The sequence below is a fragment of the Glycomyces algeriensis genome (genome assembly GCF_027622855.1).
Classification (GTDB): domain Bacteria; phylum Actinomycetota; class Actinomycetes; order Mycobacteriales; family Micromonosporaceae; genus Glycomyces; species Glycomyces algeriensis.
The window spans coordinates 56,583-79,531 of the sequence record NZ_JAPZVR010000011.1 but is presented as its reverse complement, the minus strand read 5'-3'; the positions used below and the strand labels follow the sequence as shown (position 1 = coordinate 79,531).

General features: G+C 70.4%; 19 protein-coding genes and 1 pseudogene. 14 read left to right on the top strand and 6 right to left on the bottom strand.

The annotated features are described in order from the left end of the window. Positions 1-42: 42 nt before the first annotated feature. The 3 genes from O2L52_RS18735 (at position 43) to O2L52_RS18725 (ending at position 3,554) form a co-directional block, all read left to right on the top strand. Positions 43-1,785 carry an NAD+ synthase gene (locus tag O2L52_RS18735; protein WP_270117391.1) on the top strand — a complete coding sequence of 581 codons (1,743 nt, stop codon included), beginning with the start codon at positions 43-45 and terminating at the stop codon, positions 1,783-1,785. A 148-nt stretch (positions 1,786-1,933) separates the two neighbouring features. Continuing rightward, positions 1,934-2,806, top strand: a complete 873-nt coding sequence (panB, locus tag O2L52_RS18730) for a 3-methyl-2-oxobutanoate hydroxymethyltransferase (protein WP_270117388.1) — start codon at positions 1,934-1,936, stop codon at positions 2,804-2,806. A gap of 61 nt (positions 2,807-2,867) precedes the next feature. Then, positions 2,868-3,554 (top strand): HAD family hydrolase, encoded by a 687-nt coding sequence (locus tag O2L52_RS18725; RefSeq protein ID WP_270117386.1) that lies wholly within the window; start codon positions 2,868-2,870, stop codon positions 3,552-3,554. Positions 3,555-3,638: 84 nt separating this feature from the next. Here the strand turns inward: O2L52_RS18725 and O2L52_RS18720 are convergent, their stop codons facing one another. After that, entirely contained in the window at positions 3,639-4,343 is a 705-nt protein-coding gene (locus O2L52_RS18720; RefSeq protein ID WP_270117385.1) for an MOSC domain-containing protein, read from the bottom strand. A gap of 140 nt (positions 4,344-4,483) precedes the next feature. Here O2L52_RS18720 and glnA point away from each other — a divergent pair, with 140 nt between their 5' ends. The 5 genes and pseudogenes from glnA to O2L52_RS18695 all read left to right on the top strand — a co-directional run bounded on the left by glnA (position 4,484) and on the right by O2L52_RS18695 (position 12,398). Then, positions 4,484-5,836, top strand: a complete 1,353-nt coding sequence (gene glnA / locus O2L52_RS18715; protein WP_270117384.1) for a type I glutamate--ammonia ligase — start codon at positions 4,484-4,486, stop codon at positions 5,834-5,836. 110 nt (positions 5,837-5,946) lie between these two features. Continuing rightward, positions 5,947-6,342 (top strand): annotated as a pseudogene (locus O2L52_RS25575) (type 1 glutamine amidotransferase); the annotation flags it as partial. Positions 6,343-6,352: 10 nt separating this feature from the next. Then, complete coding sequence (locus tag O2L52_RS18705; RefSeq protein ID WP_425554129.1) at positions 6,353-9,160, top strand: bifunctional [glutamine synthetase] adenylyltransferase/[glutamine synthetase]-adenylyl-L-tyrosine phosphorylase; 2,808 nt, start codon at positions 6,353-6,355, stop codon at positions 9,158-9,160. 495 nt (positions 9,161-9,655) lie between these two features. Continuing rightward, positions 9,656-10,618 (top strand): magnesium and cobalt transport protein CorA, encoded by a 963-nt coding sequence (locus tag O2L52_RS18700; protein WP_270117381.1) that lies wholly within the window; start codon positions 9,656-9,658, stop codon positions 10,616-10,618. Between the two features lie 346 nt (positions 10,619-10,964). Then, the gene (locus tag O2L52_RS18695; protein ID WP_270117380.1) at positions 10,965-12,398 is read left to right on the top strand and encodes a glycosyl hydrolase family 18 protein; all 1,434 of its coding nucleotides are present in this window, start codon (positions 10,965-10,967) and stop codon (positions 12,396-12,398) included. Here O2L52_RS18695 and O2L52_RS18690 read toward each other — a convergent pair. The 3 genes from O2L52_RS18690 to O2L52_RS18680 all read right to left on the bottom strand — a co-directional run bounded on the left by O2L52_RS18690 (position 12,395) and on the right by O2L52_RS18680 (position 15,695). Beyond that, complete coding sequence (locus tag O2L52_RS18690; RefSeq protein ID WP_270117379.1) at positions 12,395-12,805, bottom strand: DoxX family protein; 411 nt, start codon at positions 12,803-12,805, stop codon at positions 12,395-12,397. The two genes, O2L52_RS18695 and O2L52_RS18690, sit on opposite strands and share 4 nt — an antisense overlap. A gap of 51 nt (positions 12,806-12,856) precedes the next feature. Next, the gene (locus tag O2L52_RS18685; RefSeq protein ID WP_270117378.1) at positions 12,857-14,167 is read right to left on the bottom strand and encodes an RNA-guided endonuclease InsQ/TnpB family protein; all 1,311 of its coding nucleotides are present in this window, start codon (positions 14,165-14,167) and stop codon (positions 12,857-12,859) included. 97 nt (positions 14,168-14,264) lie between these two features. Beyond that, positions 14,265-15,695: a DUF418 domain-containing protein gene (locus O2L52_RS18680; protein ID WP_270117377.1), complete on the bottom strand. Its 1,431-nt coding sequence runs from the start codon at positions 15,693-15,695 to the stop codon at positions 14,265-14,267. Positions 15,696-15,902: 207 nt separating this feature from the next. Between O2L52_RS18680 and O2L52_RS18675 the strand changes: the two genes are divergently transcribed. The 6 genes from O2L52_RS18675 (at position 15,903) to O2L52_RS18650 (ending at position 21,053) form a co-directional block, all read left to right on the top strand. Then, complete coding sequence (locus O2L52_RS18675; protein WP_270117375.1) at positions 15,903-16,547, top strand: response regulator; 645 nt, start codon at positions 15,903-15,905, stop codon at positions 16,545-16,547. Further along, a complete protein-coding gene (locus O2L52_RS18670; protein ID WP_270117373.1) occupies positions 16,544-17,647 on the top strand; it encodes a sensor histidine kinase in 1,104 nt (367 codons plus the stop codon). Before O2L52_RS18675 ends, O2L52_RS18670 begins: the two co-directional genes overlap by 4 nt. A 37-nt stretch (positions 17,648-17,684) precedes the next feature. Further along, the gene (gene ligD, locus O2L52_RS18665; protein WP_270117372.1) at positions 17,685-18,593 is read left to right on the top strand and encodes a non-homologous end-joining DNA ligase; all 909 of its coding nucleotides are present in this window, start codon (positions 17,685-17,687) and stop codon (positions 18,591-18,593) included. An 80-nt stretch (positions 18,594-18,673) separates the two neighbouring features. Beyond that, positions 18,674-19,837: an alpha/beta hydrolase family protein gene (locus O2L52_RS18660; RefSeq protein WP_270117370.1), complete on the top strand. Its 1,164-nt coding sequence runs from the start codon at positions 18,674-18,676 to the stop codon at positions 19,835-19,837. A 110-nt stretch (positions 19,838-19,947) separates the two neighbouring features. Beyond that, on the top strand, positions 19,948-20,463 hold the full coding sequence (locus O2L52_RS18655; protein WP_270117368.1) for a phage antirepressor KilAC domain-containing protein: 516 nt from the start codon (positions 19,948-19,950) through the stop codon (positions 20,461-20,463). A 386-nt stretch (positions 20,464-20,849) separates the two neighbouring features. Further along, positions 20,850-21,053 (top strand): cold-shock protein, encoded by a 204-nt coding sequence (locus tag O2L52_RS18650; protein ID WP_205324737.1) that lies wholly within the window; start codon positions 20,850-20,852, stop codon positions 21,051-21,053. Positions 21,054-21,108: 55 nt separating this feature from the next. On the opposite strand, the gene O2L52_RS18645 is transcribed toward O2L52_RS18650, so the two are convergent. After that, the gene (locus O2L52_RS18645; protein ID WP_270117366.1) at positions 21,109-22,122 is read right to left on the bottom strand and encodes an NAD(P)-dependent alcohol dehydrogenase; all 1,014 of its coding nucleotides are present in this window, start codon (positions 22,120-22,122) and stop codon (positions 21,109-21,111) included. A 105-nt stretch (positions 22,123-22,227) separates the two neighbouring features. Continuing rightward, the gene (locus tag O2L52_RS18640) at positions 22,228-22,908 is read right to left on the bottom strand and encodes a TetR/AcrR family transcriptional regulator C-terminal domain-containing protein (RefSeq protein ID WP_270117365.1); all 681 of its coding nucleotides are present in this window, start codon (positions 22,906-22,908) and stop codon (positions 22,228-22,230) included. Between the last annotated feature and the right edge of the window lie 41 nt (positions 22,909-22,949).

The window sequence follows — 22,949 nt, the reverse complement described above, 5'->3', positions numbered from 1 at the left end:
ACTCCCGTGACGGAGGGTGCGCGGGCGCGGAAGAATAGGGCCATGCCGACGCTCCGAATCGCACTCGCCCAGGACAACCCCGTCGTGGGCGACCTCGACCACAACGCCGACCTCATCCGCCGTGCCGCCTCCGCGGCCACGGCCGCCGGGGCGCACCTGCTCGCCACCGGCGAGCAGTCCCTCACCGGCTACCCGGTCGAGGACCTCGCGATGCGCCACTCCTTCGTGGAGGCCAGCCGCGACCGCCTGCTCCGGCTCGCCGAAGAACTCGCCGCGGACGGGAACGGATCGTTGCCCGTCGCCGTCGGATATCTGGACGCGGACGGACCGATCGGTTCCACCACAGGTCACGGCATCCGCAACGCCTTGGCGCTGCTTCAGGACGGCAAGGTCCTGTTCCGCTACTACAAGCACCACCTCCCTAACTACGGGGTCTTCGATGAGGACCGCTGGTTCGTCGCGGGCCACGAACTGCACCTCGCGCGCATCGGCGGGGTGGATGTGGCGTTCACCGTCTGCGAGGACGTGTGGGGCGGCGTGCCCTTCGGCGTCGCCGCGGAAGCCGGGGCGGGCCTCGTCGTCAACATCAACGCTTCGCCGTACGAGCAGGGCAAGCACGAGCGCCGCCTCACGGTCGTCAAGAACCGGGCCGCCGGGCTCGGCGCCCCGATCGCGTACCTCAACACCGTGGGCGGCCAGGACGACCTGGTCTTCGACGGCGGGTCGATGATCGTCGCCGCGGACGGCTCGATCCTCGCCAGCGCCCGCCGCTTCGCGGCCGAACTGCTCGTCACCGACGTCGAGTGCGCCGCCTCGACGGGCCGCGACATCGCGAACCACTCGTCGGCGCTGATGAGCGCGTCGCTGCACGTCCTCTCCGAGGAGCCGGCGACCGTGGAGACGCGCGTCGAGCCGTCGTTCGCGCCCGAGCTGAGCCGCCACGAGGAGGTCTGGGAGGCCCTGCGTCTCGGCCTGCACGACTATGTGGAGAAGAACGGGTTCCCCTCGGTGCTCCTCGGCCTCTCGGGCGGCATCGACTCGGCGGTCACCGCCGTGCTGGCCCGCGACGCGATCGGGGGCGAGCGCGTCTACACCGTCGCCAACCCCAGCCAGTACTCGTCGCAGCACTCGCTCGACGACGCCGCCGACCTGGCCGAGCGCTGCGGCCTCAACCACGTGGTCGAGCCGATCCAGCCGATCGTCGACGCGTACCTCTCCGAGATCGCGGTCTCGGGCCTCGCCTTGGAGAACCTGCAGGCCCGCGTGCGCGGCGTCATCTGGATGTCCCTGTCGAACCAGCACGGGCACCTCGTGCTCGCGGCCGGCAACAAGAGCGAGTACGCGGTGGGCTACTCGACCCTGTACGGCGATTCGTGCGGCGGCTTCGCGCCGATCAAGGACGTGCTCAAGACCCTCGTCTACGAGCTCGCGAACTGGCGGAACGAGAAGGCCCGCAGCCTCGGCGAGACCGAGCCGATCCCGGAGAACATCATCATGAAGCCGCCGAGCGCCGAGCTGCGCCCCGACCAGCTCGACTCCGACTCGCTGCCCGACTACGCGGTCCTCGACGGGATCCTCGTCGGCTACGTCGACGGCGACGCCGGCCGCGAGGACCTCGTCGAGCAGGGCTACCCGGCCGAGGTCGTCGACCGCATCGCCGGGCTCGTGGACCGCGCCGAGTACAAGCGCCGCCAGTCCGCGCCCGGCACGAAGATCACCGTGAAGTCCTTCGGCCGCGACCGCCGCCTGCCGATCACGAACCACTTCAGGGGAAAGCCGAGTTAGTGCGTGAATCACCCGGCCCTCCGGGGCCGGGTGATTTGTCACAGCAAGCGCTTCGCCGGATGACAAGGACATCGATGAGCGTTAGTTTGGATCAGTAATGCCCGGGGACCGGCGCGGCCGGCCACGAGGAGATTCAGGAGCAACGACGATGGCGTCAACATCGAACCCTTCCCCCAGCACCAGCGGCGCTGACGAGATCCCGAGCCTGTACGGGCCGGGCAAGAACGTCAAGCGCGTCCGCACCCGCCACCTCATCGAAGCCAAAGAGCGCGGTGAGAAGTGGGCGATGCTCACCTCCTACGACCAGTACACGGCCGCCCTCTTCGACGAGGCCGGCATCCCGGCGCTGCTCGTCGGCGACTCGGCCGCCAACAACGTCTACGGCTACGAGACCACCCTCCAGGTATCGGTCGAGGAACTCGTACCGCTGGTCGCGGCCGTCGCCCGCTCCACCGAGCGGACCCTCGTCATCGCCGACCTGCCGTTCGGCTCCTACGAGGCCGGGCCGGCCCAGGCCCTCGAGACCGCGGTGCGGTTCATGAAGGCCGGCGCCCACGCCGTCAAGCTCGAAGGCGGCCGCCGCATGGCCGAGCAGATCCGGGCCCTCACCAACGCGGGCATCCCCGTCATGGGCCACATCGGGTTCACCCCGCAGAGCGAGCACGCCGTCGGCGGCTACCGCGTCCAAGGCCGCGACGCCCAGGCCGCGGAGGTCGAGGCCGATGCGCACGCCGTCGCGGAGGCCGGGGCGTTCGCCGTGGTCCTGGAGATGGTCACCGCCGCCGTCGCCGCCGAGATCACCAAGCAGCTGCCCATTCCCACCGTGGGCATCGGCGCCGGGCCCGACACGGACGCGCAGGTCCTCGTCTGGCAGGACATGGCCGGGCTCCGCCGCGGCCGCCCGCAGCGGTTCGTCAAGCGCTACGCGGAGGTCGCCGACGTGCTCCAGAACGCCGCCAAGGCCTTCGCCGACGAGGTGCGCGCGGGCGAGTTCCCCACGAAGGCCCACAGCTTCGAATAAGTCGTGAGTCTGGTCGCCTTGCCCTTTGGGCGGGGCGACCTTTCGCGTAGCGTCTCAGTACGTGAACGACGCCATCCTGCTGTTCGACTACGACGGCACCGTGCGGCTCGGCTCCGAGCACGCGACCCATTACGCCCGTCTCGTGGCAGCCCACCTCGACGCCGCGGACGAGCGCGCCTTCCTGGCCGCGCACGCGGCATTCGTCGCCGGCAAGCCCACGACCGCCTCCACTTTCGACGCCTACGACGCCGACAACGCGGTGCGCCGCCTCGCGGGGGAGTTCGGCGTCGACGACCTGATCCGCGCCGAGGCGTACACCGAGACCCGCAAGCGCATGGCGGCCGGCGAGTTCGACATCTGGGCCCCCAAGGGCTTCCAGGAGTTCATCTGGAGCCTGCCGCGCGGCATCGAAGTGGCGCTCGCGACCAACGCCCCCGCCTCGAGCCTCGAGCCGTCGCTCGAGCGCCTCGGCCTGGACGGCCTGTTCGACCACGTGATCGGGGACGCGGGCAAGCCCGAGAGCATGGACTCGATCATCGACGAGCTGCTCGAGGAGCGCCCGGCCGAAGCGCTGCTGAGCGTCGGCGACATCCCCCGCAACGACCTCGCCCCCGCCGCCGACCGCGGCTGCGCGACCGCGTACATCGACCACTACGGGCGGCCGTGGCCGCGGGCCACGGTCTCCGGTACGTCCCTTGAGGAGCTGTACCCGTTCATCCACCGCTGGGTGACTGAACGCACCGCGTGAACCCAGGTTGTCGCACGCACGCTTTATGCTGGTAGTGCGCCCTGAGCCGACCGATCCCCGGCTCAGGGCGTCCTACCGTCTCCGCTACGCGGCGATCGGATCGCCGACCTTGATCGTCACCGGGTCGCTGATGCGCAGGTAGATCCCGAAGTGGTTGTCGAGCTCGTTGATGATGAACTTGTGCAGCTCCTTGTCGCGCACGTTGGCGCCCTGGGGGTCCCAGCTCGGAAGCACGCACCGCTCGCACGGCTTCTGCAGCGTGAACTCGTGGCCGCCCAAGGTGATCGCCGTACCCGGCTCGATCCCGTACTCGGCGTACGGCTCCAGGTCGGCGTCCACGACCACGTTCGGCCGGAACCGAGAGGCCTCGACCTCGCGGCCCAGCCGCTCGCCCAACCGGCGCACGCTGGACTCGAAGACCACCAGGATGCGCCCGTAGTCGCGCTTGACCTTCCGCAGCTCCACGCCCTTCTCGGCGTCGATCGTCTCGGCCAGCCGCTCCGGGAGCCCCGACTCGTCGCCGCCCCAGGCGGCCCCGCCCGGCTCGTACAGCACCGGCTCGCCCGACACCGCGTCGGCGCAGCCGCACTGCGCCGGCCAAGCGGCCTCCCAGCCCATCATCTTCGGGTGGCTGCCGCCCCACACCGCCTTGTCCGAACCCGGCTCGAACAGGCCGAGCAGGCGGTCGCCCGCCAGCCCGTCGAAGTCGACCACGGTCGACCGGAGCGACTCGCCCCGCAGGCCCTTCACGGGGTAGCGCCACAACTCTTTGATCTCGCCAGCAAACATGCCTGCAAATGTACCTAGGCTCACGTTCCTGCCGCCATCTACCACATTCAGTTCCGGCTCGCAAGCACGCCAAGGCCGGTTAACGTCGATGACATAAACAGGTGAGACAATTGCGGCCCCAGGACCTAGGAGGACACACCATGGAACGCCAGAAGGAGTTCGTGCTTCGCACGCTCGAAGAACGCGACATCCGCTTCGTGCGGCTCTGGTTCACGGACGTCCTCGGCACGCTCAAGTCGGTGAGCGTCGCCCCCGCCGAGCTCGAATCCGCGTTCGACGAGGGCATCGGCTTCGACGGCTCCGCCATCGAGGGCTTCGCCCGCGTCTACGAGTCGGACATGGTCGCCATGCCCGACCCGACCACGTTCCAGGTCTTCCCGTTCGAGGGCCGCGGCATCGGCGAGTCCGCCCGCATGTTCTGCGACATCCTCACCCCCGAAGGCGCACCGTCCTGGGCCGACCCGCGCCACGTGCTGCGCCGCGCGCTCTCCAAGGCCGCCGACCGCGGATTCACGTTCTACGTGCACCCCGAGATCGAGTTCTTCCTGTTCAAGGACATCTTCCCGGAGACCGGCGACAAGCCCGAGCCCGTCGACGACGGCGGCTACTTCGACCACACCACGCACTCCGTGGCCCGCGACTTCCGCCGCCAGGCGATCCTCGCCCTCGAGCGCATCGGCATCTCCGTCGAGTTCTCCCACCACGAGGTCGCCCCCGGCCAGCAGGAGATCGACCTCCGCTACGCGGACGCGCTCACCACCGCCGACAACATCATGACGTTCCGGCACACCATCAAGGAGGTCGCGCTCACCTCCGGCGTCACCGCCTCCTTCATGCCCAAGCCGTACAACACGCAGCCCGGCTCCGGCATGCACTCGCACCTCTCGCTCTTCGAGGGCGAGGACAACGCCTTCCACGACCCGGGCGACGAGCAGCGCCTCTCCAAGACCGCGAAGGCCTTCATCGCCGGGCTCCTGCGCCACGCGCCCGAGTTCACCGCGATCACCAACCAGTGGGTCAACTCCTACAAGCGGCTCTTCACCAGCCCGCAGCCCGGCCAGATCTCCGAGGCGCCCTCGTACGTCTCCTGGGGCAAGGCCAACCGCTCCGCGCTCGTGCGCGTCCCGGCCTACGGCAAGCCGAACTCGGCCCGCGTCGAGATCCGCTCGCTCGACTCCGCGACCAACCCGTACCTCGCCTACGCCGTGCTCCTCGGCGCCGGCCTCAAGGGCATCGAAGAGGGCTACGAGCTGCCCCCGGGCACCGAGGACGACGTCTCCGCGCTCACCAGCGCCGAGCGCATCGCCGCCGGCTACCAGCCGCTCCCGGGCAACCTCTCAGAGGCCCTCGACAAGATGGAGTCCTCCGACCTCGTCGCCGAGGTCCTGGGCGAGCACGTCTTCGACTACTTCCTGAAGAACAAGCGCCAGGAGTGGGAGGACTACCGCACCCAGGTGACGGCGTTCGAACGCAAGCGGTACATCAACCTGTGACCGATTAGCATGGGGGAGTGACCACCGCACTCGGCAGAACTGCTCTCGTGATCGAGAACGACCCCGCGCAAGGCCTCGGACGGGCCGCCGACTGGCTCGCCGAAGCACGTATGGAATTCGACACGGTACGGCCCCACCTCGGTGAGGCCGTACCGAACTCCGCCGGAGGGCACGACGCCCTCATCGCCCTCGGGGGCGGGCGCGGCAAGGACTGGGCCGACGACCTCGCCGGGCTCCTCGAGACCGCCGTCGCCGACACCACGCCCGTGCTCGCGATCTGCTCCTCCGCGCGGATGCTCGCCACCGCCTTCGGCGGCGCGGTCGAGGACCGCGACGAGCCGTTCGGGCCCCGGATGCTCGCCAAGCGCGACGCCGCCGGACGCGACCTCATCTTCGGCCCCGCGCCGATGACCCTCGACGTGATCCGCTGGCGGCGCCAGGAACTCGTCGAACTCCCGCCCGAGGCGACCCTTCTCGCCGCCTCCCCGCAGGGGGCCCTCGAGGTCTTCCGCATCCGTGAGACCGCGTGGGGCGTCCAGTCCCACTTCGAGTTCACGCCCGAGCAGCTCGCCGGGTTCGGGGTCTTCGACGAGCGCGCGCTGGCCAAGGCCGCCGAGGTGGACGAGCACATCGTCGCCACCTGGAAGCCCATCCTCCAGCGGTTCGCGCGCGTCGCCGCGGGCGAGCGGAAGGCGCTGCCGGTCCTCGATGTCTGAGCCGGAGAAGAGCACCGGGGCCGATGCGGCCCGCCTCGCCGTGGTCGAGGCGAGCAACGCGCTGGGCGACTTCATGCGCGCCCACCCCGACCAGGAGTCTGCGCTCACCGAGGACGAGGACACCGGGCTCGCCCGCCTCCGGGACGCGGGCCCGTTCGAGCTGAACGCCGCGTGGAAGGCGAACCTGCTGCGGATCGCCGCGCACGACCTCACCGGCCAGTGGGACCTGCGCGCGACCTCGGCCGCCTTGTCCCGCTTGGCGGACGCGGTCCTGGCCCGGGGCCTGGAGCTCGCCCGCGAGGACATCCCCGGTGAGACCAGGCTCGCGGTCGTCGCGATGGGCAAGACCGGCGCCGAAGAGCTCAACTACGTCTCCGACGTGGACGTCGTGTTCGTCGCCGAAGGCGACCTCGACCTCGCCACCCGCCAGGCCGCCCGCATGATCCAGATCGTCGGACCCGCGACGTGGCCCGTCGACGCCGGGCTGCGGCCCGAGGGGCGCCACGGCGCGCTCGTGCGCTCGGTCGACGCGTACCTCTCGTACCTCAAGGACTGGGCCCGCACCTGGGAGTTCCAGGCGCTCTTGAAGGCCCGGCCCGCCGCGGGGGACCTGCAGCTGGGGCTCGACTGGCTCGCGGCGGTGCAGCCCTTCATCTGGGGCGCGGCCGACCGGCCCGGCGTGGTGGCCGACATCCGCGACATGCGCCGCAAGGTCGCCGAGTCCGTGCCGCGCGCCGAGCGGCGCTACGAGATCAAACTCGGCCCCGGCGGCCTGCGCGACATCGAGTTCGCGGTGCAGCTGCTCCAGCTCGTGCACGGCCGCGGCGACGCGACCCTCCGCGTGCGATCCACATTGGAGGCACTCGACGTCCTCGTCGCCGCGGGCTACCTGGCCCGCCGCGACGGCGACGAGCTCGCCGACACGTACGTCTTCCTGCGCACCGTCGAGCACCGGCTGCAGCTCCAGCGGCTGCTGCGCACCCACCGCGTCCCCGACGGCGGCGAACCGCTCCACCACCTCGCCCGCACCCTCGGCTACAAGACCGACGAGGCCTTCCACACCGCTTGGCGCGCGCACGCGACCACCGCGCGACGCCTCCACGAGAAGCTCCTCTACAAACCGCTGCTCGACGCCGTGACGCGCGTGCCCACGCACGAGCTGCGCATGACCGAGTCCGAGGCCGCCTCGCGACTGGCCGTGCTCGGCTTCAACGACCCCGCGAGCGCGCTCACGCACATCAAGAAGCTCACCGCGGGCGTCTCGCGCACGGCCACAGTGCAGAAGGCCCTCCTGCCGGTGGTGCTGCACGAGCTCGCCGACTCGCCCGAGCCCGACCGCGGGCTCCTCGCGTACCGGCAGGTCTCCGACAAGCTCGGCTCCACCCCTTGGTACCTGCGGCTGCTGCGGGACGGCGGCCCGGCGGCGGTGCGCCTGGCCCGGCTCCTCGGCACCTCGCGCTACTTCACGGGCCTCCTGCTCCATGAGCCGCAGTCGCTGCGGTACCTCTCGGACAACGCCGACCTCACGCCGCGCTCGCGCGCCGAGCTCACGGCGGGCATGAGCCAGGCCGCCGCGCGGCACGCCGAGCCGGCCGCCGCGATCGGCGCGGTGCGCGCGATCCGCCGCCGCGAACTCATCCGCATCGCCGCCGCGGATCTTCTGGGCCTCCTGGACGACCAGGCCGTGGGCCTCGCGCTCTCCGACCTCACCGACGCCGTGCTCGACTCGGCGCTCCACATCGCCTCGCGCGACGTCCCGGACGCGCCGCCGATCGCCGTGATCGGCATGGGCCGCTTGGGAGGACGCGAGACCGGGTTCGGCTCCGACGCGGACGCCGTGTTCGTCCACGCCGGCGACGGCGACCCGGGGCGCAAGGCCTCCACCAAGATCGTCGAAGCGGTGCGCACCCTCCTCGCGGCCCCGACCGCCGACCCGCCGCTGCAGCTGGACCTCGACCTGCGGCCGGAGGGCAAAGGCGGGTCGATCGTGCCGAGTTTCGCCGCGTACCAGCGGTATTACGCCGACCGGGCGCGGCTGTGGGAGCGCCAGGCGCTGCTGCGGGCGCGGCCCGTGGCCGGCGACCCGGCGCTGTGCGAGGCCTGGACCGCGTTCGCCGACGACGTGCGCTACCGGCCCGGCGGGCTCACCGAGGCCGAGCGGATCGAGTTCCGGCGGGTGAAGGCCCGGGTCGACTCCGAGCGGCTGCCGCGGGGCGCGGACCCGAACGGCCACACCAAACTCGGGCGCGGAGGGCTCGTCGACATCGAGTGGACCGCGCAGCTGCTGCAGCTCGAACACGGCGGCGACGCCACGCTCCACACGACCCGCACCGTGCCCGCGCTGGAGGCCGCTGCGGCGGCCGGGTACCTGAGCCGGGACGATCTCGCGGCGCTGCGCGAGGCGTGGGAGTTCGTGTCGCGGGTGCGCAACGACATGACGCTCGCGCGCGGTGTGCCGCGCGACGACCTGCCGCGGTCGGGGCCCGAGCTCGCGGGGCTGGCGCAGACCCTCGGTTTCGGGGAGGACACCGAGCGGTTCCTCAACCACTACCGCAGGGTCACGCGCCTCGCCCACGATGCGGCGCACCGGATCGTCTACGAGAACTGAGCACGCGACGCGGTGGGTTTCGATATGGAGCGCCGGCCTTGTGGCACTGCGGTCCTTCCTGCGGGCCGACCCTATCGGCCGCGTTCGTCGGCAGCCGACCGCGGCGGCCCGCCCCTTCGATCGCAGATCCCGATCGTTCACCCGATCCGGTGAAGAACTGCCGCTAAGGTTCGTTTGGCGGCGGTTCTTGTCGGCCGGGCGCGGGATGATCGCGGCAGTACTTTCCCCTCTAGTGGTGGGTGGGGGCTAGTGGACGGGTAATCGCCGGAAGTCAGAGCCGGGGCCGGGGCCGGGGCCGGGGCCGGGGCCGGGGCCGGGGCGGGGGCTGAGGCCAGGTCCGAAGCCGAGCCGGGGCACGGGCCAAAGCCGAGGCCAGGGCGAGGGCCGGGGTCAAAGCCGAGGCCGGGGTCAAAGCCGAGGCCGGGGCTGAAGCCGGGCGAACGCGGTCGGGCGGACGCGGCCGAGCCGAAGCCATTGCCGAAGACGGAGGTACGGATGATCGACTACACCGTGATCGGTTCCGGCGGGACCGAGGACGGCCGCGGCAGCGGCGACGACCTCCGTGCGGCGGCCGCCGCCGAGGACGCCTTCGTCTGGGTCGAGCTCGACGCGCCCGCCCCCGAACTCCTCGCGACCGCGCTCGACGCCTTCGGCCTCAACCGCTTCAGCATCGACCCCGCGCACACGACCCACCGCCGTCCGAAGGTCGAGACCGTCGACGGCGCCGTGCTCATCCTCGTCAAGACCGTCTGGTACATCGAGGCGACCCGCCAGGTCGAGACCGGTGACCTCGCGTTCTACACCGACGGCCGCTCACTGGTCACCTTGCGCCGCGGGGTCGTCGACCCCGTTCCGGCCATCCGCGAGCGCCTCGCGGCCGAGCCCGACTTCCGGGCCGAGGGCCTCGCCGGCGTCGTCCACGCCCTCTTCGACGCGATCGTCGAGCAGTACGACGGCGCGGTCGAGGACCTCGCCGACGACGTGAGCGACCTCGAGCGCGCGATCTTCTCCGGCGAACGCGTCGATCGCAACCAGGAGATCTACTTCCTCATCCGCGAGACCCTCGAGTTCCAGAACGCGGTGAGCCCGCTCGTGCCGTTCGCCCGCTCGCTCAAGCAGCGGCACGGCAACACGGTGGTGCAGCACCCCGGTTTCGGCGCGGTCGCCGGGCACCTCCTCCGCGTGGACGCGGCGATCGCGACCTGCATGAGCCTGCTGACCACCGTGCTCACCGCCCATCAGGGCCAGATCGGCACCTGGCAGAACGAGGACACGAAGAAGATCTCGGCGTGGGCGGCGATCGCCATCGCGCCCACCATCATCGCGGGGATCTACGGCATGAACTTCGACGACATGCCCGAGCTGCACTGGGCGGTCGGATACCCGTTCGCACTGGTGCTCATGGCCCTGGTCTGCGTGCTGCTGTACCGCGGTTTCCGTCGCAACGGCTGGCTCTGAGACCAAGCGGCCCAACGGTATTCGGGCCAGGTTTCCAATGGGGACGAGTGAGGGGCGGTGCCATCGCGTCCGCTCCCGACTCGCGAGTGCTGACGCGAAGGTGCCGCCCCTCTGGCCCTGCCTGCCTTCGCCGACCACTGTAGCGGGGCCGTGCAACGCGCAAGTGTGGAGGCGATCGTCGCGCTGCGTCGCAATAGAACGCTCCCATTTCAGGGCCTATCGGGCCATTGAAATTTTTCGATGTAAATCCTTGACTTCAATCCGCGTTCCCGTAAAAATAAAGATACCTATCAGTTAAGTCTCTTTACTTTTGGGAGGAACATTGAGGCGACTGAAAACAAGACGGATGATCGCGGCGGTCTTCGCGGCTCTGGCCGTGATGACCACCGGCGCGATCTACATCGTCGCCAACCCCTTCTCGGCTTCGGCCGCGATCGCCTGCTCGCCCGCCTGGTCCTCCTCGAAGGTCTACGTCGGCGGCGACACCGCCAGCCACAACGGCACCGAGTACCGCGCCAAGTGGTGGACCCAGGGCGAGACCCCCGGCACCACCGGCGAATGGGGCGTCTGGGAGTCCAAGGGCGCCTGCGGCGGCGGCACGAACCCCACCCAGTCCCAGACCCCCTCCGGCGAACCCACCGAGACCCCCACCGGCAACCCCGGCGGCGGCGGCAAGATCAACGCGGCCTACTTCACCGAGTGGGGCGTGTACGGACGCAACTACCACGTCAAGAACATCGTCTCCTCCGGCTCGGCCGAGGACCTCACCCACATCGTGTACGCGTTCGGCAACGTCAAGAACGGCCAGTGCACGATGGACGACTCGTACGCGGCGATCGACAAGGCCTACACGGCCGACCAGTCGGTCGACGGGAAGGCCGACACCTGGGACCAGCCGCTGCGCGGCAACTTCAACCAGCTCAAGAAGCTCAAGGCCATGTACCCGGACCTGCAGGTCCTCTGGTCCTTCGGCGGCTGGACCTACTCCGGCGGCTTCGGCCAGGCCGCGCAGAACCCGGCGGCCTTCGCCGAGTCCTGCTACAACCTCCTCCACGACCCGCGTTGGAACGGCGTGTTCGACGGCATCGACATCGACTGGGAGTACCCCAACGCCTGCGGCCTGACCTGCGACACCAGCGGCACGAACGCGTACCCGAACCTCATGGGCGCCTTGCGCTCCAAGTTCGGGAGCGAGCTCGTCACCTCCGCGATCACCGGCGACGGCACCGCGGGCGGCAAGATCGACCTCGGCGGCTACGGCAAGGCCGCGCAGTACGTCGACTTCTACATGGTGATGACCTACGACTACTTCGGCGCCTGGGACAAGGACGGACCGACCGCCCCCCACTCGCCGCTGAACAGCTACAGCGGCCAGCCGATCGCGGGCTTCGACGGCGCCACGGCCATCGCCAAGCTCAAATCGCTCGGCATCCCATCGGAGAAGCTGCTCCTCGGCTTCGGCTACTACGGCAGAGGCTGGACCGGCGTCACGCAGTCGTCGCCGGGAGGGACGGCGACCGGCCCGGCCCCGGGCACGTACGAGGCCGGCATCGAGGACTACAAGGTCCTCGTGAACGAATGCCCCGCAACCGGAACCGTCGGCGGCACCGCCTACGCCTACTGCAACGGCGAATGGTGGAGCTACGACACCCCGGCCACGATCGCGACCAAGACGGCCTGGGCCAACAGCCAGGGCCTCGGCGGCGCCTTCGCCTGGGAGCTCTCCGGCGACACCAGCAACGGCCAGCTCGTCAACGCCATCGCCGCCGGCATCAACTAACTCCATAGGCTGACCCACCAGGTCGGCGGGACCGCGAGGTCCCGCCGACCGCTGCCGTGTCGGGCCGCGATCATCAGCCACAGCACGGCGACGCTGAGCGCCAGGAACACGAGCGGGCCGTAGAAGTTGTGGTAGACCCGGTGTCGAATGTGGAGCCCAGTGGCGAGGACGAAGAACACCACGAGCCCGACCCCGGCGGCGATCCCCAGCGGCCGCCAGAACAGCCCGACCGCCAGCCCGACCGCGGCCGCGCCCTTGACGAGGCCGAGGAGCGGCAGCCACGAGTCCGGCACGTTGACGGCGTGCGAATTGGCCTTGCCCCAGTCGGCCTTCATGAAGTTCGCGACGGATTCGATCGCGTTGAACAGGACGTTGACGAAGGTGACGGCGACGAGCGCGATGACCATGGGACGGCTTTCTCGAGTGGCTACGGTTGACTCCGCAAGTCTCCGAGGCCCCTATGCGTGCTGTCCAATTGTTGAATCGTTAACCTGCGGTTTTGACATCCTCCCCTGCAGGACGCAGGGGATTTCGGCCATTGCTGGCTGTGGTTCACGGACGCTCGCCCGAGGATTCGGGGTCGCCCCTCCGGCATGTCCTGCCGAGATGTTGATGCTGGCGTTGGTGTCGGCGTTGCAGGTGAACCCGCAGGTAACACAGGAGAACTCGGCTTGGCTCTTGCGCGAGTGCTTCTCAATCCATCCGCAGGCGGAGCAACGGAGACTGGTGTACGGAGCGGGGACGTCTTCGACGCGGCCGGGGGCCTTCTGCTCGGTGCGCGACCGGAGCTGGCCCCAGCCCTGGGCGAGGATCGCCCGGTTGAGCCCGGCCTTGCCCGCGACATTCCGGCCCGGTTCATCCGCCGTGCCTTTGGCAGAGGCGGTCATGTTCCTGATGTTGAGCTTCTCGAACCGGATCACATCGAACCCGGTCGCGAGCATCGTCGAGGTTTTCTCGACCCAGTCCTTGCGCCGAGCCGCTTCCTTGGCTTTGATCTTCGCGGCCTTGGCGTACTCGGCGGCGCGTCGGTCCGAGCCTTTAGGTGCGCGGGCGGCCCGGCGCTGGTGCTTGCGGTGCCGGGCGTGCTCGGCCGCGGTGAGCTGCGGGCAGTTGAGGATGCGGCCGTCTGAGAGCGCGGCCGTGATCACCACGCCCCGATCGACACCGACGACCGCGCCATTGCCGGGCGTGGGTTTCGGGTCCGGCACGATCGCGAACGCCGCATGCCACTGGCCATTGCGGAAGGTGACGCGGAAGGTCTTCGCCTCCGGAAGGCCCCGGCCCTTGGTGAGGCGGAACCGGACCTGTCCGCACCCGGGCACGTTCACCTGCGCCCAACGGCGGTTCAGTCGCTCGACCCGAACCGATCGCGACATCACCTGTTGGCCTTTGGTGTTCAGCTTCGGGGAACCGTCCGCCGCGAAGGCGGGGAGGCGGTCGGTGCCGATCACCCTGAAGCCCTCGTGTTGGTGGCGCTTGCGCCATGTCGGTTCGCCACGGCCCGAGACAAAGCGCTGGCTGACTGCTTGGTCGAAGTCACGCAGCGCCTGTTGCTGCACCTCCGCGTTACCCTCACGCAGCCACTTGCTCGCCGCTCGGGCCTCGGTCAACTGCCGAGCCAGCTCCACATACCGGGGGGTTGCGCCCTTGTGCCTGGCCCAGTAGGAGCGCTGTTCGACGGCGAGATTCCACACGTACCGAGCCTGCGCACAATGCAGCAACATCTGCTGTTCCTGTACCGGAGTCGGGTACATCCGAAAACGAGCCATTTCTACATTATAATCCGAATCTTTCTCAATTGCTAACTGTGTTCGAAGACTCACCACTGCAATTTGACGTGGTGCAGGAGGCCGTTCATCGGAGTGTTCACGGCCGCAACGCTATCGCGTCGCAGGGGGCGGTTCGGGGGAACCGCGGACCGGCCCTGGCCCCCCGGTCGGGCCGGTCCGCGGCTCCCGGTTCGGGGCGCGATTTGAGGAGCTTCGCGGGCAGGGTCGCCCAGTACATCGGGTACTCGAGCGGGCCTCGCTTGCAGAACCGCCTCCAGATCGGGGCGAAGACCAGCATGGCGACGACGAAGACCGCCCACATGCGCCAGCCGGTCGCGTAGCCGACCCCGTCGGCGGGGTGGTCGACGAGGTACCAGACGGCCGCGATGTGCGCGACGTACGCCGTCAGCGACATCGAGCCGACCGCGATCAGGGGCGCGAGCCAGAACCGGAGCCGGCCGAAGCGGCCCAGCAGGAGCACGAGCCCGGCGATCACGGTGAGCGCGACGCCGATGTTCCCGGCAAGTTCGAGCGGCATGTTGGAGTGCGGGCTCGCCGATGCCAGGCCCGTCCAGTCGAAGCCGCCGCTCACGGCCTTCTCGTCGGGCGCCAGCTCCCAGATCGAGGCGTGCTCGGCGTCGAACGCCTTCCACTCCTCCTCGTCCCAGTTCGCTGAGTCCGTGCCCTCCAACGCCTTCGACATGGCCTGGTCGAAGGAGTTCCAGCTCGCGTCCGCGACCGAGGAACCCGCGGTCCCGGCCGTTTGCAGGAGCTTGCCGAGGAGCCACGCGCCGCCGTAGCCGAGGAGGGCCAGCGCCGGGCCGACGATCAGCAGCCGCACCTGGATCGCGCGCCCGGTGAGGTCGAGCTTGCCGACCGCCATGCCCGCGAACACGTACGCCATCCACGCCAGCCCCGGGTACGTCCCGTTGAACAGCAGCGCGGCCAGCCCTTCGCCGCTCCACATCGCGAGCGGGTCCTTCGCGGTGAACGCGTCCAGCCATGAGGTGTCGGTGCTCCACAGCCACTGGATGAGGAGCGGTCCGCCGATGCCGACGCCGACCGCGATGATCGCGAGCGTCCGCGCCCGCAGTTTGATGAACGGCAGCGCGAGCAGGAAGAACAGGCCGTAGTACGCCAGGATCACCACGATCGAGGTGCCCAATGCGACCAGCCAGGAGCCGAGGGCCAGCAGCAGGAGCGAGCGGATCACGATGCGCACCACGGTCTGGCGCATCGGGCGGCCGGTCTTGGGGCGGCTGCCGCCCGCAAGGAGGACGAGCGAGAGCCCGGCGAGGGTCGCGAACAGCGCCGACGAGCGGCCGTGGGGGATCTCCATGAGGAAGCTCTTCCACGTCCCCGTCTCTTCAGGGAACGGCCCGACGTGCGCGTAGTACATGCCGAACACGGCCAGGGCGCGGGCGGCGTCGATGCCGAGGAGGCGGCCCAGGGACGCCGCCCGGGCGGGCGGGCCCTCTGTCGGCGCGGGCGCGGTCTCGCGCGGCTTGCAGTCGATGACATTGCTCATGACGCCAGCGTGCGGCGGCGCGGGGACCCTTCCCATCCGGCGATGCGCGGAGGTCGACCCGCCGCCGGGCGGCGTCCGATCCGCCGCCCGGCCGGAACGCACCCGCCGATCGGCGGGTTTGCCCACAGGCCCCGCTCCGGGGGCGGCGGGAGGTGGCGCGGGCGTGCTACCAATCGTCGGAGACACCGTCACGAGGAGGCCGCACGCATGATCCGGGTACTGGTGGTCGACGACGAGGCGCTCATCCGCACCGGCTTCCGGCACATCCTCAACGCCGCCGGCCACATCGAGGTGGTCGCCGCGGTCTCGGGCCGCGAGGCGCTCGCCGAGGTCGGGCGGCTGCACCCGGACATCGTGCTGCTCGACATCCGCATGCCCGACGTGGACGGCCTCACGGTGCTCGAGCGGCTCCGCGCGCTGCCGAGGCCGCCGGTCGTCGCGATGCTCACGACCTTCGACACGGACGAGTACGTGGCCGCCGCGCTGCGCATGGGCGCGGCCGGGTTCCTCCTCAAGGACACCGACCCCGAGCACCTCGCCCTGCAGGTGCGCACGCTCGCGGCGGACGGCGTGGTCCTCTCCCCGAAGGTCACCTCCGCGGTGGTCGACGGGTACCTCGCCGGGCGTGCCCCCGCAGGCGGCCCCGTGGAGCGCCTGAGCGCCCGCGAGCGGGAGATCCTGGTCCTGCTCGCCGACGGCCTCTCCAATGCCGAGATCGCCTCCAGGCTGTACCTCGGCGTGGGCACCGTGAAGGACCACGTGAGCGCGATCCTCACCAAGCTCGAGGTCTCCGGCCGGGTCCAGGCCGCGCTCGCCGCCGAGCGCGCCGGGCTCCTGCGGGAGCGCCGGTGAACCGGCTGCGGCGCTGGTGGCGCCCGTGGATGACCGACATGGCGCTCGTCGTGGTGAGCGCCCTCGACGTGTGGGTCGTGTTCTGGTGGGGCGAGCCGACCTGGGACATGTGGCTCATCGGCGCGGGCGTCCTCGCGCTGCTGCTGCGCCGCCGCCGGCCCATGGCGGTCTTCCTCGTGACGCTGCCGACCGCCCTGTTCATGGGGCAGGCCGCGGCCCCGCTCATCGCCCTGTTCACGCTCGCGAGCCGCACCCACCGCCGCCGGCTCCTCGCCGTGGCGACCTTGGTCCTGGCGACCTGCATGGTCTGGCCGGTCGGCGTTCAGCTCTCGGAGTACCCGCTCGACTCGTGGATCCTCGCCGACGCGGCGTACGCGCTGGCCCCGGCCGCGGCGGCGGCGTTCCTCGGCCAGCTCGTGCAGGTCCGCCGGGAGCTCTCGGCGCGGCTGGTGGAGATCACCGAGGCGCGCGAGCACGAGCAGCTGATGGCGACGCAGAAGGTCCTCTCCGAGGAGCGCGCGCAGCTCGCCCGCGAAATGCACGATGTGGTGTCGCACCAGGTCAGCCTGATCGCGGTCCGGGCCGGAGCGCTGCAGGTGAGCACCGCGGACGCGGAGGCGAAGGAGGCGGCCGGGACGATCCGCACGCTGAGCGTGCGGACCCTGGACGAGTTGCGGCACATGGTGAACGTGCTGCGCGCGGGCGGTTCGGGCCCCACGGACCTCGCCCCGCAGCCGACGCTGGCGCAGCTGGCGGACCTCGTGGCCGGCAGCGGCATCGAGGCGACGCTGCGCATCGGCCCGCACCCGGAGCTCGGCCCGCCCGCCGAGCGCGCGATCTACCGCACGGTGCAGGAGTCGCTGACGAACGTCCGCAAGCACGCCCCGGGCGCGAGCGCGAAGGTCGTGCTCGCCCACGAGGGCGGCGGCGTCACGGTCACCGTGCACAGCACGGCGCCCACCCGGCCCGCGGTGCCGCTGCCGAGCTCCCGGCACGGCCTCCTCGGCCTCCATCAGCGCGCCGCGCTCCTCGGCGGCACGCTGACCTGGGCCGCGACCCCTGACGGCGGCTGGCGCAACACGCTCACGCTCCCCGTCTGACAGTTTCCGCGCGTCCCGCCGCGGGTACCTCCCGCGCATGTCGACGCAGACGATCCAGATCAACGGCCACGATCTCAAGCTCTCGAAGGTCGAGAAGGAGCTGTTCCCTGAGGACCATGTGAGCAAGGGCGACATGGTCGGGCACTACCGTGCGGTCGCGGCGGCGATGCTCCCGCACCTGGCCTCGCGGCCATTGACGCTGCGCCGCTTCCCCGACGGCATCGGCGGGTCAGGGTTCTTTCAGAAGCACGCCGCCGACTACTTCCCCGACTGGCTCCGGACCGAGACGATGGACGCGGAGGAGGGCACGGTCGACTACGTCGTGTGCGAGGACGAGGCGAGCCTGGTCTACCTCGCGAACCAGGCCGCCGTCGAGTTCCACGTCTGGCTCTCCACAGTAGACAAACCGGACCATCCGGACCGGCTCGTCATCGACCTCGACCCGCCCGACGGCACCCCGGTCGCCGCCCTGCGCGAGACCGCCCGCCGGGCCCGCGACCTCTACGCCGAGGTCGGCTTGACGCCGTTCGTGCAGGCCACCGGCGGCCGCGGCTTCCACGTGGCCGCCCCGCTCGACCGCTCCACCGACTTCGACACCGTGCGCGAATTCGCCACCGAGCTCGCCGACCGCCTCGCGGCCGCCGACCCCGACCGCCTCACCACCGCCCAGCGCAAGGCGCAGCGCGGCGACCGGATCTTCCTGGACTGCAACCGGAACGCCTACGGCCAGACGTTCGTCTGCCCGTACTCGCTCCGCGCCCGCCCCGGCGCGCCCGTCGCCACGCCCCTCGACTGGAACGAGCTCGGCCGCGCCACCCCGAACGGCCAGGACCCCGCGTCCATGCGCCGGCGCCTCGCCCGCAAGGCCGACCCGTGGGCCGACATGGACGCCCACGCCGCCTCCGCTGCCGAAGCCCGCAAGCGCCTCCTCGCCCTGGGCGGGTAGCACCCGCGTGCGAGGCGACCCGAGCGGCATCGCACTAGGATCGAGCGGTCACCCTCCCGCTTGACCTCCGAGGACGCCACGTGAAGACCACCCTGGAAACCGACGCCCCGGCCCGCAGGCGACGCTGGCTGCGCCCGGTCGCCGTCACCCTCGCCGTGCTGCTCGTGCTCGCCCTCGGCGGCCTCGGCGCGGCCGGCTGGTACTTCTCCGGCGAGGTCATCGACGTCACGCACGGGGAGGACCCGTACGGGCTCGAGGTCGTCGCCGCCGACGGCGCCACGGTGACCCTCCCGCTCACCGAGGCCTCCGCGCAGCCCGGCACCTGGGGACTCCAGTGGGAGGACGGCCAGGCCGTCCTCGGCGAGGTCTTCACCAGCGACGACGAGACCGTGACCCGCGCGGTCGACGCGGTCCTCTTCGGCGACCTCGCCGCGGGCACCAAGGCCCGCATCGACAAGTGGACCTTCCGCGACGACCCCGCCACGGGGCTCGGCCTCGAGTTCGAGGACGTGGCGGTCCCCGCCGACCTGGGCGACTTCCCCGCCTGGAAGATCCCGGGCGACCCCGCCTCGCCCAACTCGGGCACCTGGGTCGTCACCGTCCACGGCCGCAACGCCGCCCCCGCCGAGACCCTGCGCGGCGTCGGCCTCTACGCCGGCCTCGGCTACTCCGTCCTCGCCGTCACCTACCGCAACGACGAAGGCGCCCCCAAGGCCCCCAACGGGATGCACGCCCTCGGCGCGCACGAGAACGAGGACGTGACCGCCGCCGTCGACTACGCGCTCGCGAACGGCGCGGAATCCGTGATCCTCCACGGCTGGTCCATGGGCGGCGCGGTCATCGCCACCGCCTACCGCGGCCTCGACGACCCGTCCGCCGTCAAGGGCCTCGTCTTCGACTCGCCCGTCATGGACTGGAACTCGACCCTCGACATGCAGGCCGCCGACCGCGACGTCATCGCCCCGATCACCTGGGCCGCCAAGCGCATCGTCGAGTTCCGCGCCGACATCGACTTCGACGACCTCGACCAGCGCAACTTCGCGGACGAGTTCGACCTGCCGATCCTGCTCTACGTGGACACCGCCGACGAGACCGTGGACCACACCGCGACCCTCGACTTCGCCGAGATGCTCGACCCCGCGCAGACCACCGTCATGGAGACCGCCTCGGGCCACACCGCGTCCTGGAACGAGGACCCGGCCGCCTACGCCGCGACCCTCGAGTCCTATCTGGCGGGTCTCTGAACGACCTGAAACGCCGCCGTTGACCAGTGCATCCGCGAGTTCGCGCGCGGCAGGGAATGTCGTACCCCCCGCATAGAATCGGGGGAGAGCACGACGAACGGAGTGGATGCATGCACATCACCCCAAGCCCGCGCACTGCGCACAGCGACCCCCGCGGTCTCACCAACCGCGACCTCGCCCTGATGGTGCTGGAGGAGGCCGACCGCGCCGACACCGCCGAATCCCACCTCGAGGCCCTCGCGCCCGCCGCCGAGTCCTGGCACCGCCTCGCCTCGGCGCGCGGCACGTTCTCCGCCGCCGACGCGGCGAAGATCCTCTCCCGCGACCCGGCCATCGACCTCGGCCAGAACCGTCTGTTCAGGACGCTGGGCGATCTCCGCTGGGCCTACCGCCAACGGCGCGACCACGCCTGGCGCGCCCGCCAGTCCGCCGTCGACGCTGGCTGGCTCACCGAGATCCCCCAGTCCCACCACCACCCGCGCACCGGCGAGCTCCTCTTGGACGCACCGCAGCTGCGCATCACCCTGAAGGGTCTCTCCGAGCTGCGGCAGCGCCTCGGCACGTCGGCGGCCCTCTCGCTCAAACGCGAGAACGACCGGGCCCGCCCGGACGACAACCGCCCGTAGCGGCAAGCGGCCCGATCGCCCCGCCGAGGCGATCGGGCCGTCGCCGTTTCGGATGATCGGGACGTTCGCCACCGCCCGGCCATGGCGCCGCCGATTCGGGTGCTGCGCCCCGGAGGTCATGACCTTCGGCACCAATCTGCCCAAAAACCCGGGACATTCAGGGGCAAACAGTTGAATGCGAGAAGAATTTCCGCGCTGGCCCGGTGCAATCCGGCGGGAGTGCTGTAGTGTCCAGGGGTCACCTCGATTCACAGCAATGCGAATCGGAGTGGTGAAGCGCCAGCAATGGCGGCAATATCAGACCGCATGGCGGATGCGCACCACGGGCGTCAAAAACCCGGGCTGCAAACCGTCGGTCTGAGCATCAACACCAAGGATATTTTAGTATGGCGCAAGGCACCGTTAAGTGGTTCAACTCGGAGAAGGGCTTCGGCTTCATCGCTCCGGAGGGCGACGGCCCCGACATCTTCGTTCACTTCTCCGCGATCACCGGCAACGGCTACAAGTCGCTCGAAGAGAACCAGCGCGTCGAGTTCGACATCGAGCAGGGCAACAAGGGTCCGCAGGCCGCTAACCTGCGCGCGCTCTAAGCCCCCACAGCTCTTAAACACGAAGCCGCTGCCCTTCATTGAAGGACAGCGGCTTTCATGGTGTCCGGGGTCCTTTCGCCACGCTGATGACGATGTTGCCGCGGGCGTGGTGGCCGAGCATGTGGGCCACGGCCTGCGCCGTCTCCTGCAGCGGGTACACGCGGTCGATCACCGCTTTGATCACCCCTGAGGCCAGCAGTTCGCTTACGGCCGTGAGGTTCTCGCGGTTCGCCTCCGAAGGGGAGAACCGCACGTCGGCCCGGCCCAGCGATCCCAGCATTCTGGCGCTCGCCATGCGCCCGAGCCCGGCGAGCAGGCCGCCGCTGTTCCCGACGCTGTTGGGGATGAGGACCCCGCCGGGGGCCAGTACGCGGGCCGTGCGGCGCGGCGGGTGGTTCAGGACGTTGTCGAGGACGACGTCGTAGCGTTCGCTCCCCTTCGTGAAGTCCGTGCGGGTGTAGTCGATGACATGGTGCGCACCGAGATCGCGCACCATCGCGGCGTTCGCGGTCCCGCAGACGCCGGTGACCTCCGCGCCGAAGTGCGCGGCGAGCTGGACCGCGAAGGTCCCGACGCCGCCGGAGGCGCCGTTCACGAGCACCTTCATGCCTTCATGGACCTGGACGGTGTCGCGCATGGCGCACAGCGCGGTCACTCCCGACATGACCGAGGCCGCCGCCTCCTCGAACCCCACCCCGGCCGGGATCGGCGCGAGCCGCTCGGCGGGCACGACGGCGAATTCGGCGAAGGCCCCGGCCGTCACGAACGTGCTCGTCCACAGCGATCCGAACACGCGATCGCCGATACCGCGGTCCGCGCCCTCCGGGCCGAGCTCCTCCACGACGCCCGCGACATCGGTGCCGCGCACGACGTTCGACCCTGAGCGGACGCGGCCCTGGAACCGCAGCACGTACGGCACGCCGGTGATCGCGATCCAGTCCGGGGTGTTGACGCTGCTGGCCCGCACGCGGACGAGCACTTCGCCCGGGCCGGGCGCCGGCCGGTCGATCTCCTTGAGCGCGAGCACTTCCCCTGGCGGTCCGTAGCGGTCCTGAACGATGGCCCTCATGGCGACTCCTTCGCAGTCTTACGTTGTAAGTCACGATAGACTTACATTGTAAGTCTGTCAAGTGCAGCGCGGTGCCCACCTGCGCAAACAGGGGCAAAATCGGTGTTAAGGCTTGGTGCGCAACCGCTCCAGGCCGTCCAGGATCAAGTCCAGCCCGAACTCGAACTCGGCCTGGTAGTCGCACCAGCCGAGCACCGCGCCGCCGTGCGTCGCGTCCCTGATCATCGCCACCAGGTGCGGCACCTGCTCGGCCATCGCCGCCAGCGCCTCCTCAGGGGCCTCGATCCCGTCGGGCTCGAACAGCTCCTGCGAGAACCCCAGCGCCCGGCTCCCCAAGGCGTGCAGGGCGCGATGGCCCAATTCGTAACTGAACCCGCCGCGCCGCATCAGGCCGAGCACCCCGTCGAAGTACCGCGCCACCGCCAGGCTCGTGCCGGTCCGCGTCTCGAACACCCGCGGCGCCCACGGATGGCGCACCAGCACCTCGCGGGCCGCGAGCACCCGCATCCGCATCGCCGTCCGCCAGTCGTCCTCGGGCTCAGGCGCATCGAGGTCGGCCACGGCCGCCTCGATCTCGGCCATGACGACCTCGACCAGCCCGTCGAGGACCGCCTCCTTGTTGGCCACATGGTGGTACAGCGACATCGCCTCGACCCCGAGGGCCTCGGCCAGGCTCCGCATCGTCAGCGCCGCCAGGCCGCGCTCGTCGGCGATCGCCGCCGCGCCCCGCAGCACCCGTTCCCGGCTCAACCCGACCTGCGGTCCCGCCGCGCGCTTGCCAGCCATCGTCCACCCCTTCCCGGCGAACGTACCGTACAACGTAAGTC